The sequence below is a fragment of the Bacteroides thetaiotaomicron VPI-5482 genome, assembly GCF_000011065.1.
GTDB classification, from domain to species: Bacteria; Bacteroidota; Bacteroidia; order Bacteroidales; family Bacteroidaceae; genus Bacteroides; species Bacteroides thetaiotaomicron.
This window is the reverse complement of sequence record NC_004663.1, coordinates 6,150,491-6,167,909: the sequence shown is the minus strand read 5'-3', so window position 1 is coordinate 6,167,909 and position 17,419 is coordinate 6,150,491. Positions and strand designations below refer to the sequence as shown.

Here is a 17,419-nt window from a genome sequence, read left to right as displayed (position 1 = left end):
TAATTTCACTCTTTCAGATGCATTTCCAAATAATCACGAAGGATTCGGGCATGATTATAAACCGGTTCTTTGGATGCATAAAGCAAAGTGATCACCGGATGAGGTTTGATAAGAGTCAGAAAATCGGCAACAGCTTGAGAAGCTTCCAGTTCCTTCTGATACATTACGACAAAATCATTCCAGTGACCCGGAATATCTTCATGAAACCATCTGCGCAGTGCTGCGGAAGGCGTTATATCTTTTGCCCAGTAATCATATTTCAACCATTCTTTTTTGATTCCACGTGGCCAGAGTTTATCTACCAGCACCCGATATCCGTCGGTCTCTGAAAAGTCTTCGTACACTCGCTTTATCCTAACTTGCACCATTTCCGTTTATATTTAGTTATCATAAGAATAAACCGATAAAACGGAAAATTGTTTATCGAAAAAGCCAAAATCAACCTAAGGATTCCTGCGTTTTTTTAAATTCGTAAGGAGTCATACCAGTCTTTTTCTTGAACATACTGTACAGAATAGGCGTACTATTAAATCCGGCTTCATCAGCTATCGCACGAATGGTATAATTGGGATGTTGCTTCAATAACTGAATCGCATAGTTAATACGAAGTTCATTAATATACCCGTTGAAATTAGTTCCGGTGTTTTCCTTGATCATCCGGGCGAAACGCGCATTATTCAAATGTACAATCTGAGCCAGATCCTCTCTCGACAATTCCGGAGACAGATATAACTGATCCTGAACAACAATACGATTCAGTTCTTTGAAAATTTTCTTATTCTCATCCTCTTCCTCCCTACTCTCCACTACTTCATCCGGAGATAAATCGTCTTTTTCGGAAAAGCCAGTTTCCGGTTCCAAGTCCAATGGAACAGCTATCGGATCTTCCGCATCTCCATCTATGAATAATTGTTTGTTCTCTACTTTTCCAGCCAGTTTCTCATTGATAAACTTTGCCAGCATTTTGTTTTTATATTTAACAATAATCGTATGACGCCAAATCCGCCATAGCACAAATAAAATGAGACAAGTGACACATCCCAAAAAAGCAAGTGATATGTTTCTGATTCTTAACTGTAAAGTCTGTTCGGCAATATATTCTTCCTGCTCGTCAGCTTTATGAATAGCATTTAATTCCAAAGCCGCATTCTGTTTATCCTTGCTGTTAATACCATCAATAATAGAAATAATAGACTCACGTAATGCTGCTACTTTTTCAAAATCCTTCAAGCCTTTATAAGCTTTCACCTCTTTCTGAAGGATACTAATATACTGCAAGTTGACAGTATCCTGCTCTTGCATCAATTTCTTAAAATCCTGACATTGATCAACGACTTTCTGATATTGTTTAGACACTAGCAGATAAGGTATCGCATAGGTTTTTCCATCCGGTGTCTGTGAATTCTCTGTTGACAAATATTGTTGATAATATTTTTCCGCCTGATCATACTTTCCTTCCAGATAGCAGATATACGACATTTTTGCATACAAGTAAGTATATTGCAGATCAAGAAAGCCTTTTGTTTTTTCCGGTAATTTAGCTATATCTTTAAGTAGCTTTTCGCGCTTCAACCCAACCTCCAATGCTTCTTTACTACGGGAATCATTGAGCAGATAATCCATTTTCATCCCATAAAAGTATGAAAGCATAGCCATTTCCAATTTGGAACTTGTACCTTGAAGCAATTTGATAGCTTTGTCAAAATAGTCATATGCCTCCTCTTTGAAAGACAATTGCCATTTATTTTCACCAATGCAAAACAACAGCTTACTTTCAGCCCCTTTATCCTTTTCTTTTTGTGCTAGCTTGATACCATCAAGAGCATACCTCATACTCTCTTTATGGTCACTCATAAGCACTGCTAATTCTGCCAGGTCGACAGTCATGGTCAACAAGTGCTTAGTATCTTTCTGAGAAACGGAATCCAGCAAATAAGACTTTTTGGCATACAAAAAAGCCAGTTTAGTCATATACATATTACGATAAACCCTGCTGCGTAATTCATGTATAATACGCAGAGGGATAGTCTTCTTACTTTCAGCTCCATCCAACAAACTTAAAGCCCGTTCAGGTTCTGCCATATAAATTCGACTTATATACTCACTGGTATATAGCGAATCATTCTCTATAGTTTTGTCGGCGAAAAGGAGCTGGTTAAACACAAACAAAAACAAACAAAAACAAATAACCGAGCGAATACTTTTCATTATAATCCCAATGATTTTACTCCCCAAAAGTAAAACATAGTTTCATAAAATGCAAGAATTGAACATATTTGAATGAACTAAAATAAGAAAAGTTAGTGATTATAAAAGTCAGGAGCTATCAAGTTTTCCCCACCAACCACATACAATAAAATACTAAAAATCAAGCATATGTCACATACATAAAACAAAACATCTCAACATATAAATAAACTGCCGATTCTATTAATGAATCTGCATAAGATCAGAGCAGCACATGAAAAATCGAACCGACCAGTCTAAATAAACACCAGACAATTATTAACCCGCCACACTCATCAGAGCAAAACAGCACAAAAACAGAAAATCAAAAAAGAGAAACACATACTGTAATAAGAAAGATTATAATCCCAACGCTTTATCAAACCGTTGCTCCATACATGCACTCAAATCCGTCGTTACAAACTTTCCTTTATAGAAAAGAGAAAAGATAGTAGCAGGTGTAGGTGCATTTTGTGCTTGTGCCATCGTTTCCAATCTGACTATCTTCAATGGAATACCTTTGTTCTCAGTCACACTCACTAAAGAATTACGGACATGAAACTCTGCAAACGGACAACGATGTGTATAATAAACGACTACACCTTCTTTTTCCTCACATTCTCCACTTGATACTGTTCCATTGAATGACGGATCAGGAGCTGCCGGATTTATCTTCAAAGCCAAAAGACTGAAACCATAGGGTAGTTTTTCTATCGTCTCAAACCCCTGACGTAATAACCATTTCGCATCACCCATAAAATGAAATTTAGAGGTACCGACCACAGTCACCAAGCCATCCCTACCCTGTGCTTTGGCATCCTCGACAGCAGACTGCAATAGTGCTTTGCCATGCCCGCATCCTTTATATTTTCCTGAAACCCAAAAACAGTTTATCATTAAATAGTTAGGTGCATTAACCGGAACCCAAGCTTTTTCGGCAGGTCCATATTCTATAAATACTTTTGCACGTTCGTCAAGCCGTCTGAAAACATAGCCATTCTCAAACTCATTTTTCAGCCATGTCTTTTTCAACTCATAGCTATCCTTACATTTCTTATCGGAGAAAGCACAGCAAATATGTTCTTTTTCGATATTCTCTTTAGTCAGAGTGATATACTTCGCTTCCATAATATTCTGTTTATTAGTATATAAATTCCGGTTGTCCATTTCAACTACAGCAAAGATACACAATCGAAAGTAATAAAACATTGTCCAGTCTCGTCAAAATGACACAGTAGTACGGATTAAAGTTCGGAAAACAGATAAGTAAATAAACCTGAGTGACAAACTTATCAAAGAACTTATTGACCACTCTGTGGAAGAAGTGATCAAAAAAACTCCCTAAGAAAAAACAGGAGGAATATCGCACAATGATTTAACATAAAGCGTGAAACCGCTGACTGGTAACCATACAAATATCCGGCTTTGCTGCAATTCACAATAGTAAAGCCGGATATTTAACTGTCAAAAGCATATATCCCATATACCACAAGCTCTTTCCAATGCTACTAGTGAAGCGGCATATCCTTTCATTGTTTCCAGATACTCCTGTTGCACTTCATTATAAGTACGCTGGGCAACCAGTACATCAAGAATACTCGTTTCTCCCCGTTTGTATTTATATACCATTCCGTCGAGCACCTTCTGCGAGTCTTCAAGTACACCGGCTTTATATTGAGCTATCTTTTTCTTTTCAGCCTCATAGTTGAACCAGGCCTGGGTTATCTCTGTCTGTATCTGCAATTCCATATCTCTTTCCATTATCTCCGATTGGGCAATCCGAAACTTTGCAGCTTTTACAGCTCCTTTATTTATATTCGAGAATGTCAGAGGAACAGATACACCGGCAGTAGCAGAACGGGACGGAGGAAGAAAGCCGTTCCAGTTTCTTTCATAAGAAACAGATACTCCGATATCGGGTCTGCGTTCCGCTCTCGTCAGTTTATATTCCCGGGTAGTAACTTCAGTACTTTTTTGAGCAACAAGCAGGTCGATGCGATTATCCAGTCCCGCTTTGACCAAATCAGACAGAGCAAAGTCCCTGCTTAGCTCTTCCCAATTTCCCAAAGGGATATGAAGCGTATCAGCACTCATCCCCATGTGTTTATTCAACAAAACCAAAGCGGAATGATAAGCCGCCTCCTGACTGTAAACAGTATTAAGCAAGGTGACAGTTTCCAGTTTTGACTGCCGGACATCATTCTCCGTAATCTCTCCCGAAACATAACGTAAACTATCTGACTGACTCAGCTGATACATATACTCATAAGAACTTTTCTGTACTTCAAGTAATTCGCGCTGAAGAATTGCTTCTAGAAAAAGGTCGGCAGCCTCCGCCCTCAAATCCTGAAAGCCCTGTTGCAGGACCAGTTTCTCCAATTCTGCCTGAGTCCGCGCCAACTTAATACGTGCTCCCCTTTTATTTCCCATTTCTAATGAATAGGAAACTCCCAACGAGAAAGTCTCATTACCTGCTTCAAATTCCAACTCCGGATCCGGAAAGATTTTCCGGGCAATTACTTCCGCATCAGCAATACTCACATTGAGTTTTTCGGCTAAATAACTCAGGTTCTTTTTCGCTACCCGATTCAGATATTCTTCGAAAGAAATAGACTGCCCCAGCTTTATTTCAGGCATTTGCGCAAAAGCCGGAATGAGTACGGCTTCCACCATTAACAGCAAGAGCACTATATTATATCGTATATTCTTTTTCATCGTTCTTCTTTTTATTTAAAACATTGTTCTCAACCAGATAATAGAAAGCCGGAAGCAGAAACATAGAGATAAGGGTTGAAAACATCAATCCATACACAATCACTGTTGCCAGCGGACGCTGTACGTCACTACCGATTCCGGTTGCCAACGAAGCCGGGAAAAGTCCGAGTATCGTAGTGATCGAAGTCATCAGAATAGGTCGGAAACGCTGGCGTGCCCCTTCTATGACCGATTTCCGGAGTTCCATTCCTCCCCTGCGCAGCCCATTGACCTGCGATACCATGATAATTCCATTTTGTATGGAAAGCCCGAACATCGCTATAAATCCTACGGCAGAAGATACATTCAGCGTCATACCACGCACATTAAGAGCAAGCATACCTCCGAAAAGTGCCAGAGGAACAATAGCCAATACCAGTCCTGCCTGCCGGAACTTCCCGAACGTGACATAAAGCAGTATAAACATCCCTGTCAGTGTCAGCGGTATAATGACAGCAAGACGTGTATAAGCCCGTTTTTGATTTTCGAAGGCCCCTCCCCATTTGATGGTATATTTATTCTTGTCATAATGTACTTTCTCATTGATCGTATTCTGGGCTTCATTCAGAAAAGATGTCAGGTCACGACCGCGCAAATTCAGCTTTACCGTCAAATGGCGTCTGTTCATTTCCCTGGTAATCGTACTTTCGCCGACACTCAATCTGACATCGGCAACCTGAGAAAGAGGTATCTTTGCACCGGTGGAAGAAGTCAACATAAGTCCGGCTATTTTCTCCGGAGTATTCCGCGCTTCCTCTTTATACTTACAGGTGATGCCATACTGGCGGTCACCCTGATAAAGTTGTGCGATAGCTTTACCTCCGACAGCCACTTCAATCAGATCCGCTACATCGGATACATTTAATCCGTAACGGGCTATGGCATCACGATTCATACTGATCTGTAACTGTGGCAAGGGTGGTTCCTGATCAATATCCAGATCAACAGCCCCTCGCACAGTTCCTAATGCCCTGGTTATTTCTTCGGCAATACGACGTGTTTCACGAAAATCTTCGCCATATACTTTCACCACCAGTTCACTATGGGCCCCGGCTATCTTATCCATCACCCCGTCTATCATAGGTTGGCTAAATCCTACTTTAAAACCGGGAAGTAACTTATATTCTTCTTCCAGTTCATGAATCAAATCCTTTTTAGTTTTTCCTTTCGGCCATTCATCATAAGGCTTAATACCGATGGACACTTCAAAATGTGAAGGGGTGAACGGATCAGTTCCGTCGTCATTCCTTCCCGCCTGTACCATAATATAAGTTACTTCGGAATACTTCATCGTACGGGCACGCAAAGTATCGGATAACTCCCGTGACTTTTCTACGGAAATTCCGGGTGGCAGATTAACCTGTAACCATATCGAACCTTCATCTAGCTCCGGAAGGAAGTCTTTTCCTACGACAACACTCAACACGATCCCCGCTGTCAGAATCAGTCCTGATGGAATGATGGCTTTTAAGGGAGCTTCCAGAAATCTTGTAATGGTACGAATGTATTTATCCTTTAGTCTGTCCAGCCATTTATTCTTATATATTTTATGTGGTTTACGATAGATTGCATAGGCAAGTCCCGGAATCAATAAGAGCGCAACCAACAGTGCTCCAATCATTGCATAGCTCATCGTAAATGCCATTGGAGTAAAAAGTTTGCGTTCAACACGTTCAAAGGCAAACAGCGGAAGGTATGCCGTAATAATGACAATGGTTGAGAAAAGAATAGGCCGACCCACTTCTTTGGCGCGTTGCGCCATGCTTTTTTCTTCGAGATATTGTTTGGGATTATCCTCACGTTTCTTAAGGATCGTTTCCAGCATAACGATAGCACCGTCCACAATAATACCGAAATCAATAGCACCAAGCGACAGAAGGTTAGCCGGAATATCCGTCAGATGCATAAGAATAAAAGCGATAAGCAATGACACAGGAATCGTTATAGATACCAATAATGCACCACGCCAGTTGCCTAGAAACAGAATAAGCACAAGAAACACCAAAGCCATACCCATCAGCAAGGTATGGGATACGGTACTCAAAGTAGTATCCACCAAGTTGGTACGATCCAGAAAAGTATGTATCCTCACTCCTTCCGGCAATGTCTCATTATTTAACTCATCAACTGCCACATGAATATCTTCCAGTACTTTAGACGGATTCTCATGTTTCAGAAGGAGTACGATTCCTTCCAGACTCTCAGAGTAGTTGCGGGTACGGTCCGTATATCCCAGCACTCCCTTTCTTTCAAGATTTCCATACTTCAAAGAACCTATATCATTCAGAAAGACAGGAACTCCGGAAGTAGTACTCACTACAATATGTCCCAAATCGTCCAAATTTCCGATTAATCCAATTCCCCGTACCACATAACCCAAGTCACCACGATTCAACACGCTTCCCCCCACATTGGCATTGTTATTCTCAATGGCTTCAACAACCTGGCTGAGAGATAAATTATATTGTTCCAGTTTGGACGGATCTACTTCAACCTGGAACTGAGTAGTGATCCCACCGAAATTGGTTACATCAGCCACTCCCGACACTTCCTTGATACGGGGAATAATTACCCAGTTCTGAAGGTCGGTTAATTCGCGTAATGAGTGCTGGTCACTTTCTATGATATAACGGTACACTTCTCCTACGGGAGATGTCAGCGGATCAAGTCCCGGAACAGCTCCATAAGGCAGTTCTACTTCATTCAATCTTTCCTGTACGCGCTGGCGGCTCCAGTAGTCCTCTGTCCCGTCCTTAAAGACAATGGTAATCATTGACAGCCCGAATGTACTCTTACTCCGCATGACGTGCATACCGGGCAGCCCATTAATAGCGCGTTCCAAAGGAATGGTTATCTGCTGTTCCACTTCCTCCGCAGCCAGTCCGGGAACTTGAGTGACCACCTGGGAAGTGACATCTGCAATATCCGGATATGCTTCTATCGAAAGCTGTTTCCATGAGTAATATCCAAAGATACACATCATCACAAACAGGCAAAGCATTACCCATCTTTTTTGTATAATTGAAAGCATTAATTCCTTCTTCATAATTTCTTACTTTAAATAATATCCTCCTTCACTGATTATCTTATCTCCGGGACGCAATCCTTCGCTGATCACCGCTATTCCGTTTTCTGTTGTCTCCACTGTCACCGACGTCCGTACGAAAACCAACGGAGCAATCTGCACAAATACATAGCTATCCTTTTCGCCCTGTAGTAACGTTTTCTCCGGGATTTGAATTTGTCCGACCGGAACACTCAGAAAGTGGACAGTAGTGTACATCCCCAGCTTCAGATGTCCGTTCAAATTATCACAGACCGAAAGTACCTGAATGGACCGGGTTTCCTCGTCTACCTCCTCCTCTACATGATACACATTGCCTTTAATAACCGTACCGGGCAATGCCGAAATTTCAATATCCAGACTACTGCCTTCATTTATAAACCGGATATCTTTCTCCTTTACCTGAGCCGCAATCCATACCTTAGACAGGTCGGCAACAATAGCTATCGGTTCGGTATCATCTTTCAGATATTGCCCTGTTACGATGTTATCCTTTATCACTTCCCCGGGAATAGGAGAACGAACAATCATCGGTTGCCCCAATATCATTTCCGCCGGATTGTCCACCTGATATACCCGCAATGCGGCAGAGGCGTTTTCAAACTCCTTATCTGCTATCAATAAAGCATTCTGGGCTTCTTCCAGTTCTCTTTGCGAACTGACACCATTCCTTATCAGATCTTCTTTGCGTTTCAAATCTTTTTTAGCAAGTTCCCTGGACGAAAGTGCCTGAAAGTATTCCTTTTGTGCAGAAGTAAAGTCGGGGGAACTGATTTCAAATAAAGGTGTTCCCTGACGTACCGACTGTCCGATACGCACATAAGATTTTGTGACTCTCCCTGCAAATGGAGGAGCAACATAAGCATAACGGGGAGGAATGGGACGCACCACACCGGACGTTATCACCTTCTTGGAATAGGGTTTCAGTTCAGACACTGATACTTTGATCTTTTCAAGTAAAAGAGGATCTGCAATATAGACCGTGTCACCTTGTATACGATAGCCACTTTTTTGCTCTGATTCCTGTTTATCCCCGCATGCGGTAAAAAACAACACACTGCCAATAATAAATGTGTGTAACTCTCTCTTCATCATCATAATTAAACATAAGTTAAGTTAGTAACCGGATTTCCGGGCACAAAGATAGACGGCTCCCTTCGGAGAGCCTGTTAGAGAATAGTTAGAATCCTATTAGAATCTTATTAGAGTAAATAAAGATTTCTTCTTAAAACAGCAGTTTTGTTGTTAGAGAGTACGCACAAATAAGGGGTTGACTAAAAAGCCAACCCCTCAACGGATGATATTCCGGTATTTTTATCGTAAGCCGAAAAGTTCTTATTCTTTCACACAACGTATACTTTGAGCAAAACCTTGATATGACAATCTGAAATTATGAGAATTATATGCAGACTCAAGCGACCAGGCTCCATAACGTATTCTCCTGTCATAAGGTGGATTCTGCAATTCCGATCTCATATAAGGAGGACCTACACTTGCCGACCAATAGTATCCGGTACTACCCCTACTTTCCAAAGCACCACTTGTGTTATTCAGACGACCGGCTGACGGAAAAAAGACAGATGCATTCGTTCCGGAATCGGGATTAAAATACAATACTCCCTGATAAGCAACATTACTATTTCCTAATGATACGCCATAGTTTCCATTCGAAGCCTCTTTTATCGGACGTCTGTCGAAAAATCCGTCCGAATAAAATGTATAAGTTGTTCCTTTTAGTTGTTTCCGGGCAAGCATATCTTTGTTTGCTCCGTAAGGATATGTCCCAGGACCTGTATTACCAGTTCCACCAAAAGGAGTAGTAAAAGCTGTAGCGTAGTCTGCACTTGAAGCCGCATTTCCTGCAAAAGGTACATTAAATAAAGAAACCCTTAATTCTGAATACTCTATTTGATCTTTATAATTCGTGGCAGTACCCGTAGTACCCTCATCCGGCAAATAATCATAATATCCATTATAAGATATTTTATCCGTATAGCCATCCGTCGGACGACGATATCCCGGAGGGCAAACTTCAAACTGTTCTTTATATGCAGGAATATTAGCACTGACATCTCCATCCCACATGATCGGAAATTCCCCATATCCCCAAGGGAATCCTGAAACAAGATATGACTTCGAGGGATTAAAAGCTCTGCGGTAATAATCAGTCATACCGGAAGTAGTGCCTTTCAAATCGACCGCCCACTGAAAGAATGCACCCGCCTGCGAAGGGAAGTCTACAAAACGAGCACCTTTTACGTTCACATTCTCATAATCCGGATTCGTATTCCCTGCTAACCTCTCGCTTGTCAGGTTTAAAGCAGAGAACTTAGCTGCTCCCCTACGGGCATTCGTCGATAAAAGACGCATATCTTCTCTCACATGTGTAGTAATATCCGTACCTCCATTCCACGCTCCCCATACAGTTCCCGAAATAGCATCCCCCGGTGCATATATATAAGCACCGGCTTCGCCTTGACGAATATAAATTTTCATTGTTGTCCGCCATCCCGGATAATATGACAAATTGATATATCCAAATTTAGGCTCGGATTCTTTAGTTGGTACAAAATCGGCATTTTCCTTAACGCCAATACGGAAATATATACGACCGGTGAGACCTGAGATACTAGTACCATCTTCTCCCCTATACGGATTGAGAGTCACCGGATAATGTTCCGCATCACCCGGTGATTCTGTTCCAATATTCGGATCAAAGCTGGGAGTCGCGCTCACAACAAGCCAGTTTTGATAGGCAACAGGTACACTAACAGACCATGTTTGATCCAATCGATGCTGTCCTGTTATAATACGTTCTCCTTTCTGGTTATGTTTAAAAAATGCTGCATTGAACAAACCATGTTGATTTGCCGTAGGATTGTGAACAAATCGCAAACCTTCTTGTGTGACGGTAACCTTTATCTTCCTCTGCAATGCATTCTTACCATTAGTATCCTCTGCTGCAGATAATGTCAATGTATATGTACCACTCATATTCTCGGTCCTGTCATGCGTACCAAAACCGGTGGTATTTGTTCCGTCAACCAGTAAATCCATATATCCGCTGCCCGAAGCCGAATCATAAAAGAAACGATAAGGATCAGGATTATTATCATCTACTGCCAAACAGTTAAAGACTGTATTAGTTGCTCTTTCATTCGCTTCACCTTCTTTCTTTACTATGCCCAACACCTTCACTACCGGCATATTGGACCAGAAAGAAATCCGGACTCCGTTCATATCCGTCATCTTAGCCTGTATATGCGATACATTCAGAACACGGACGCCTGATATTTCCCAATCATCTCCATCGTCAATCCACGGAGAAGGCTGTATATTTACTTCTAAAGGTTCTCTTATGATACCTGTCAAATCAAGTTTCGCATTTGCCGGTAATGTATAATCCGGGTCGGACAGAATCTTCAATTTGCAGGAAGGACTATACTTGTCAATCAGGTTAACAGTAAAATTTATCGCATTCGTCTCGTCGGACTTCGATGAAAAGAAGCTAGATGGCAGAATTACTTTTTTAACTTTAACAGCCCAGACTAAATCGTTATTTTTATCCTCAGTGGTCAATAAAGTGGGATCTATTTTAAAACAGTCGGCATTATCAGCTAATGTGAGTTTACGTTCCACATTTCTGGTTATGGCCGTTCCACCATAAGGAAGAACCGGATCGGCATACGCCCAGGAACTGGGTAAACAATCACTAGGCAAGCCATATACCAAAGGCACTCTATCCGGTATATTAGAAAAAGTAATTCCTTCAAATTCACTCGAACTGGCATCACCAAAATCGACTTTCGATTTCAAAACCACATCCACACGTGCCGCCAAGCGTCTGAGTCCTACTGTCAACTTGGTAGATGCAACACCATTTACCTCCAAGTTTCCATCAGCCAGCACTTTTATACTATTATTTTCCGCAATCATAGGTATAACCCGTTCCGAATCGAAGAACTCCGCCGGATAGGATATTGACTTTAGTGCATCATAATCAGTTATATTGTCAAGAACCGCCTTCACAATTGTATTATGAGGTTCATTGGCCAAAAAGACAAAATCATATTCACCCTTATTAATCGGATGCCGTAGCGTATTTCCGCCCAGCACATCTCCATAATAAAAAGTATTACTTTCGCAGATGCGACTTGTCTTATTGAAAGCCAGAATACGCAGAGTTTCAACCTTATCATCGAGCCCGTCACCCGGATAGGCTCCTGTATAGGCACGTGTATTGATACCGGTAATTGTTATATATCCCTCTTTAGGTGTATCTTTATAAAACTCATCAATACAGGAGGAAAACAATAAAAATATAACCAAAAACGACAAATGTAAATAGTTTCTCAATCTAACAACAAACATATATTCCCTTGATTTGATATTTCCTAGCACTATAATCTCATACTACAAATATCGGCATATCAAAGAAAAGGAGAAAGGGGAATTAATACTCATATAGAATATACAGAGAGAGAAACGACTCTATTATCGAAAACAACAACAAATCCAGGCACATTATAACAAATAACGGTCTTAATCATCAATATTTTTTCATTATACAGATAATCTTCTTTAAAAATATCCGTTTATCGAAAAAAAACAAAATCAGCTATTCCAAAAATCGCCAAGCCAAAATTCTGCTATTTTTTGTACCCTGACACATTCGAATTATCTTATATTCCGATACATGGACGGCTTTTAATTTAGCATATAGTTTATCCAGATTCTTCTCCTTAGAAACCAGACTTGTAAACCAACCGCAATTCTTCCGGTATTTCCGGCTCTCAGAAATCATATTCAGCAAAAAACGTAATTCTCCACCCTCACACCAAAGTTCATTCGCATTTCCACCGAAATTCAATTTGGTTTTCTTTACTTTCTCCCCTTTCAGACTACTCAATTTACGTAATGTCCCCTCTTCTGCTTCTTTTTTCGAACTGTGAAACGGAGGATTGCAGATTGTTACATCAAAATATTCATCGGGAGCGATGATTCCGTCAAAAATCCTCCGATTGTCTTTCTGAAGCCGCAAATCAATCTTATGTGCTAATACAGGATTGCAAGTCACTATCTTACGCGCATTTTCTATGGATACCGGATCAATATCGGAACCCACAAACATCCATCCATACTCAACGTGCCCAATAATCGGATAAATACAATTTGCACCTACACCGATATCCAAGCATCTGCACTGTCGTTTTGGCTTATCTCCATTCTCTTCATTTGCCGTATTACTGACTCTCTCCGGATCAATTAAATCGGCAATATAATGAACATAGTCTGCCCTCCCGGGGATAGGCGGACACAAATAATTCCTTGGAATATCCCAGTAGCGGATACCATAATAACTTATCAGCAATGCTTTATTCAGCGCTTTCACAGCATGTGGATTAAAAAAATCGATTGTTTGTATTCCCAAAGGATTGAGAAGTACAAATTTTCTGAGCGGTGGATAATTCTCTGTCAACAATGAAAAATCATATTGTCCATTGTGTTTATTTCTCGTATGTAGTTCGCTTCTTTCTGCCATGGCGGCAAAGATACAGAGAATCTTTCTGTCTGCAAATGACTTTCATACAAATCATGAAGATACCTGATTACAACTGTAACAAGCATCTTCATAATTAATTATATAAATACCATAACCTAATCCTTCTTCACCCAAACAGCCAGGTTACGGGATTCGACAGAGAACTCTCCATTTCCTTCTTCATCTAAAGTTATTTCTTCGGATATACTTCCGGTTATTTCGTGCCAGACTTCGCCTTTATGTTTCTCACCCAAGCTCATTATTTTACTTCCCGCCTCGTCATTAGACATAAGGAAGACCAGCCCGGAGCCATTATGTTCCTCATCTCCTGTACGGATAAAGCCAATCGTTGAAGGATGGTCGAAGTATTCTATCTGATCACCGTAAGCGTACTTTCGTCTCGCATCCAACAATATATCAATAATCCGGGTATGAGGAGACTTCTCCCCCTTTATACCATAATAATCTCCATAAAACAGACATGGATAACCTTCCTTCATCAGCAAAATCAAACCATAAGCCAACGGTTTAAACCAATCTTCTACATTGGATTCAAGAGAACTTCCGCGTTGCGTATCATGATTGTCAACAATGGTTACAGCCAGATCGGGATGATGTTCAACCAGAGTATCTTTTAAAATATCCCGCAAATCATAGTCTTTACCTTCCTGTGATGCCTGGAACATATTATAATGTAACGGGACATCAAATAGGTTTACTTTGTGCCCAACAGCTTCTATATAAGCATCCAATGCTTCCAGGTCACCATTCCAATATTCACCTACGGCATAAAAATCATTGCCTCTTTCACTCCTCACCGCATCGAGGAATTGTGCGACGAATTGATCTTTCATATGTTTAATGGCATCCAGACGCATTCCGTCGAGATTCAATTCATTGGAAACCCACTTTCCCCAACGGTTCAATTCAGATACAACTTCCGGATGGTCCAAGTCAATATCGTTACATAACAGAAAATCATAATTACCGTTCTCACTATCCACGCCCTCACTCCAAGCTTTTCCTTCTCCCTGTATCTGAAAAACACCGCTGCGCTTTTGCGCATCATCAAAACCCGTCCCGGAAAAATGATACCAATGCCATTTAAAATCCGAATGTTTGTCCTTACGTCCGTGAAAGCTATACCCGGTCCACCCTTGTATCTCAAACGGCTCACCCAAAGCCTTGGTTCTCTCCTTGGGATCGACCTCCACTACCATAAACTTTTCAGTAAAATCACCACCCGCTTTATGATTCAATACAACGTCCAGATAAACAGCAATATGATATTTGTGCAATTCGTCAATCATTTTCTTCAGTTCATCTTTCGTACCATATTTAGTTCTTATGGTTCCCTTTTGGTCAAATTCGCCCAAGTCATACAGATCATAAGTCGCATATCCTTCGTCTTGCTGCTCATCGGCCTTATAAGCAGGGGGAATCCAAACAGCAGTCACACCTATATCATGAAGATGCAACGCATCTTCCTTTATCTGTTTCCATAACTTCCCGTCATTCGGGAGATGCCATTCAAAATATTGCATCATAACACCATTTTCCATACGCTTCATTTTTTTTTATAATTAACTTTATACAAAACAAAGATGATGTTAACAAAGTTCCTACGTTTCTATAAATTATAAGCTAACAAATACAAAAAAGTGCAAAGGATAAAAAGCTGATTTACAACACCGTAAAATTACCTTAATTATTCTTTTATTATTCATATTTATCAGAGCGTGAACAGGAATTTTTGATTTCACATTTGTTTTCAGTCATACCATAACGGAATAATCCGGTTCATTTATTCCACAACATGATTATTTTTTTTATATAGTATTAATATAAAATTAGAAAATATGAGAGAGTTGAAAAATCATCCGTCCCCGGACCAGTTGGATTCGTATGACAAGTATCCGTGCTATTATGAGAACGATTTGGAATTAGTCTATACACCCCAGCAATCCATATTTACGCTATGGGCACCAAGTGCCGATAATGTCCGTTTAAACCTGTATTCATCCGGCGAAGCGGGAGATCCGGAAGAACAACTGGAAATGGACATAGCCGACAATGGGACCTGGTGTATCCATATAGACCGTGATCTGAAAGGTTCTTTCTACACCTTCCAGATAGAAAAAGATGGAAAATGGCTGGACGAAACACCCGGTATCTGGGCAAAAGCAGTCGGCATCAATGGCAATCGCGCTGCTGTAATCGACTGGAACGAGACAAATCCCGAAGGTTGGGAATCAGACCAGTCACCCGAACTGAAAATGTATTCCGATATCATTCTTTATGAACTTCATCACCGCGATTTTAGTATTGATCCAAACTCAGGAATTGAACATAAGGGGAAGTTTCTTGCTCTGACAGAGACCGGAACTAAAACTCCCGAAGGAGAATCTTCCGGACTGGATCATTTAAAAGAATTGGGAGTAACGCATATACACATCCTTCCTTCATTCGATTTCGCCACAATCGATGAAAGGAAATTGGAGAAAAACAAATACAATTGGGGATATGACCCGAAGAATTATAATGTACCAGATGGAAGTTACTCCACCGATCCTGTCACCCCCACCACCCGTATCCGCGAATTTAAAGAGATGGTAAAAAGCCTCCATCAAAATGGTTTTCGTATTGTACTCGATGTGGTTTATAACCATACAGCCTCAACCGAGCATTCTAATTTTGACCTAACGGTTCCGGGATATTTTTACCGCCAGAATCCCGACGGTTCCTATTCAAATGCTTCCGGGTGTGGAAATGAGACAGCCTCAGAACGCGAAATGGTTCGCCATTATATCATTGAGTCGGTCAAATTCTGGGCGAAAGAATATCACATTGACGGTTTTAGATTCGATCTGATGGGGATACATGACATCGACACCATGAACCAGTTAAGAGAGGAATTATTAAAAATTGACCCCACCATTTTTGTATACGGAGAAGGTTGGGTAGCAGCAGATTCTCCATTACCTTTCGAGCAACGGGCTGTAAAGGAGAATGTACGAAAAATGAAAGGTATTTCCGTATTTAATGATGAATTTCGTGACGGTCTGAAAGGAAGTACCTTTGACGAACAGGAACCAGGGTATGCCTCCGGAAATATCAACGGGCATTTTGAACCTGTCAAATATGGAATCGTTGGCGGAACACAACACCCACAGGTAGATTATAGCGGGTTACTTTACTGTGACGGTCCATATGCCGCTGCTCCCTCTCAAATGATTAACTTTGTTTCCTGTCATGACGGATATACGCTGGTAGATAAGCTGAAATTATCTGTTCAAGGCGAACATTCTGAAGAAGAACTGGTTCCTATTGACAAATTAATACACACCGTGCTTTTAACCTCGCAAGGTATTCCTTTTATTCGTGGCGGTGAAGAAATCATGCAGGACAAACAGGGAGAGCCAAACAGCTACAAGTCTTCTGACGCCGTCAACCAAATAGACTGGGCGTTAAAAGCTAAAAACCGTGATATATTCAATTATATCAGAACATTAATCGCACTCCGCAAAAAACATCCCGCCTTCCGTATTCCTACAGCAGAGGGCTTAGAGAAATGGCTTCATTTTCTTGATACAGGCGATTCCGGTGTCATCGCTTATACTCTAGGCGAGTATGCTAACGGTGATGAATGGAAAGAAATTCTGGTTGCATACAACGGTAACCGGAATCAGGCAGATATCAATATCCCGGAACAAGATTGGATTATAGTCTGCCATAACGGACAAATTGATCTAGACAGTCAGGAGCATTTATCGGGAGGGGATATTTCTATCACAGCATCTTCAGCTCTTATCTTGTATCGTCAATAAAAAGGA

The 17,419-nt window shown here is 40.9% G+C and carries 10 protein-coding genes and 1 pseudogene; 2 read left to right on the top strand and 9 right to left on the bottom strand.

Annotated elements, in window-relative coordinates; genetic code table 11:
• Nucleotides 1–5: 5 nt before the first annotated feature.
• From BT_RS23670 to BT_RS23660, 3 genes are all read right to left on the bottom strand, one after another.
• Complete coding sequence (locus BT_RS23670) at nt 6–368, bottom strand: DUF488 domain-containing protein (protein ID WP_011109389.1); 363 nt, start codon at nt 366–368, stop codon at nt 6–8.
• 70 nt (nt 369–438) lie between these two features.
• Complete coding sequence (locus tag BT_RS23665) at nt 439–2,208, bottom strand: helix-turn-helix domain-containing protein (RefSeq protein WP_008766785.1); 1,770 nt, start codon at nt 2,206–2,208, stop codon at nt 439–441.
• 378 nt (nt 2,209–2,586) lie between these two features.
• Nucleotides 2,587–3,354, bottom strand: coding sequence for an N-acetyltransferase (locus BT_RS23660; RefSeq protein WP_008766786.1), 768 nt, complete (start codon nt 3,352–3,354; stop codon nt 2,587–2,589).
• 145 nt (nt 3,355–3,499) lie between these two features.
• Here BT_RS23660 and BT_RS24780 point away from each other — a divergent pair.
• A pseudogene (locus BT_RS24780) lies at nt 3,500–3,605 on the top strand (MmcQ/YjbR family DNA-binding protein); the annotation flags it as partial.
• An 85-nt stretch (nt 3,606–3,690) separates the two neighbouring features.
• On the opposite strand, the gene BT_RS23650 reads toward BT_RS24780, so the two are convergent.
• From BT_RS23650 to BT_RS23625, 6 genes are all read right to left on the bottom strand, one after another.
• Nucleotides 3,691–4,941, bottom strand: a complete 1,251-nt coding sequence (locus BT_RS23650) for a TolC family protein (RefSeq protein ID WP_011109388.1) — start codon at nt 4,939–4,941, stop codon at nt 3,691–3,693.
• Nucleotides 4,919–8,026: an efflux RND transporter permease subunit gene (locus tag BT_RS23645; protein WP_011109387.1), complete on the bottom strand. Its 3,108-nt coding sequence runs from the start codon at nt 8,024–8,026 to the stop codon at nt 4,919–4,921. Before BT_RS23645 ends, BT_RS23650 begins: the two co-directional genes overlap by 23 nt.
• A gap of 6 nt (nt 8,027–8,032) precedes the next feature.
• Nucleotides 8,033–9,142 carry an efflux RND transporter periplasmic adaptor subunit gene (locus tag BT_RS23640; RefSeq protein ID WP_022471043.1) on the bottom strand — a complete coding sequence of 370 codons (1,110 nt, stop codon included), beginning with the start codon at nt 9,140–9,142 and terminating at the stop codon, nt 8,033–8,035.
• A gap of 237 nt (nt 9,143–9,379) precedes the next feature.
• Nucleotides 9,380–12,373, bottom strand: coding sequence for a hypothetical protein (locus tag BT_RS23635; protein WP_225011849.1), 2,994 nt, complete (start codon nt 12,371–12,373; stop codon nt 9,380–9,382).
• 289 nt (nt 12,374–12,662) lie between these two features.
• Nucleotides 12,663–13,586, bottom strand: coding sequence for a 23S rRNA (adenine(1618)-N(6))-methyltransferase RlmF (gene rlmF, locus BT_RS23630; RefSeq protein ID WP_011109384.1), 924 nt, complete (start codon nt 13,584–13,586; stop codon nt 12,663–12,665).
• Nucleotides 13,587–13,702: 116 nt separating this feature from the next.
• Nucleotides 13,703–15,148 carry an alpha-amylase gene (locus BT_RS23625; RefSeq protein ID WP_011109383.1) on the bottom strand — a complete coding sequence of 482 codons (1,446 nt, stop codon included), beginning with the start codon at nt 15,146–15,148 and terminating at the stop codon, nt 13,703–13,705.
• A gap of 297 nt (nt 15,149–15,445) precedes the next feature.
• Between BT_RS23625 and pulA the strand changes: the two genes are divergently transcribed.
• The gene (pulA, locus tag BT_RS23620; RefSeq protein WP_011109382.1) at nt 15,446–17,413 is read left to right on the top strand and encodes a type I pullulanase; all 1,968 of its coding nucleotides are present in this window, start codon (nt 15,446–15,448) and stop codon (nt 17,411–17,413) included.
• Nucleotides 17,414–17,419 lie beyond the last annotated feature (6 nt).

Bases quoted from the DNA above. Each gene is read 5' to 3' on its own strand.
- BT_RS23670 (WP_011109389.1), bottom strand. From the start codon at position 368: ATGGTGCAAGTTAGGATAAAGCGAGTGTACGAAGACTTTTCAGAGACC.
- BT_RS23665 (WP_008766785.1), bottom strand. From the start codon at position 2,208: ATGAAAAGTATTCGCTCGGTTATTTGTTTTTGTTTGTTTTTGTTTGTG.
- BT_RS23660 (WP_008766786.1), bottom strand. From the start codon at position 3,354: ATGGAAGCGAAGTATATCACTCTGACTAAAGAGAATATCGAAAAAGAA.
- BT_RS23650 (WP_011109388.1), bottom strand. From the start codon at position 4,941: ATGAAAAAGAATATACGATATAATATAGTGCTCTTGCTGTTAATGGTG.
- BT_RS23645 (WP_011109387.1), bottom strand. From the start codon at position 8,026: ATGAAGAAGGAATTAATGCTTTCAATTATACAAAAAAGATGGGTAATG.
- BT_RS23640 (WP_022471043.1), bottom strand. From the start codon at position 9,142: ATGATGATGAAGAGAGAGTTACACACATTTATTATTGGCAGTGTGTTG.
- rlmF (WP_011109384.1), bottom strand. From the start codon at position 13,586: ATGGCAGAAAGAAGCGAACTACATACGAGAAATAAACACAATGGACAA.
- BT_RS23625 (WP_011109383.1), bottom strand. From the start codon at position 15,148: ATGGAAAATGGTGTTATGATGCAATATTTTGAATGGCATCTCCCGAAT.
- pulA (WP_011109382.1), top strand. From the start codon at position 15,446: ATGAGAGAGTTGAAAAATCATCCGTCCCCGGACCAGTTGGATTCGTAT.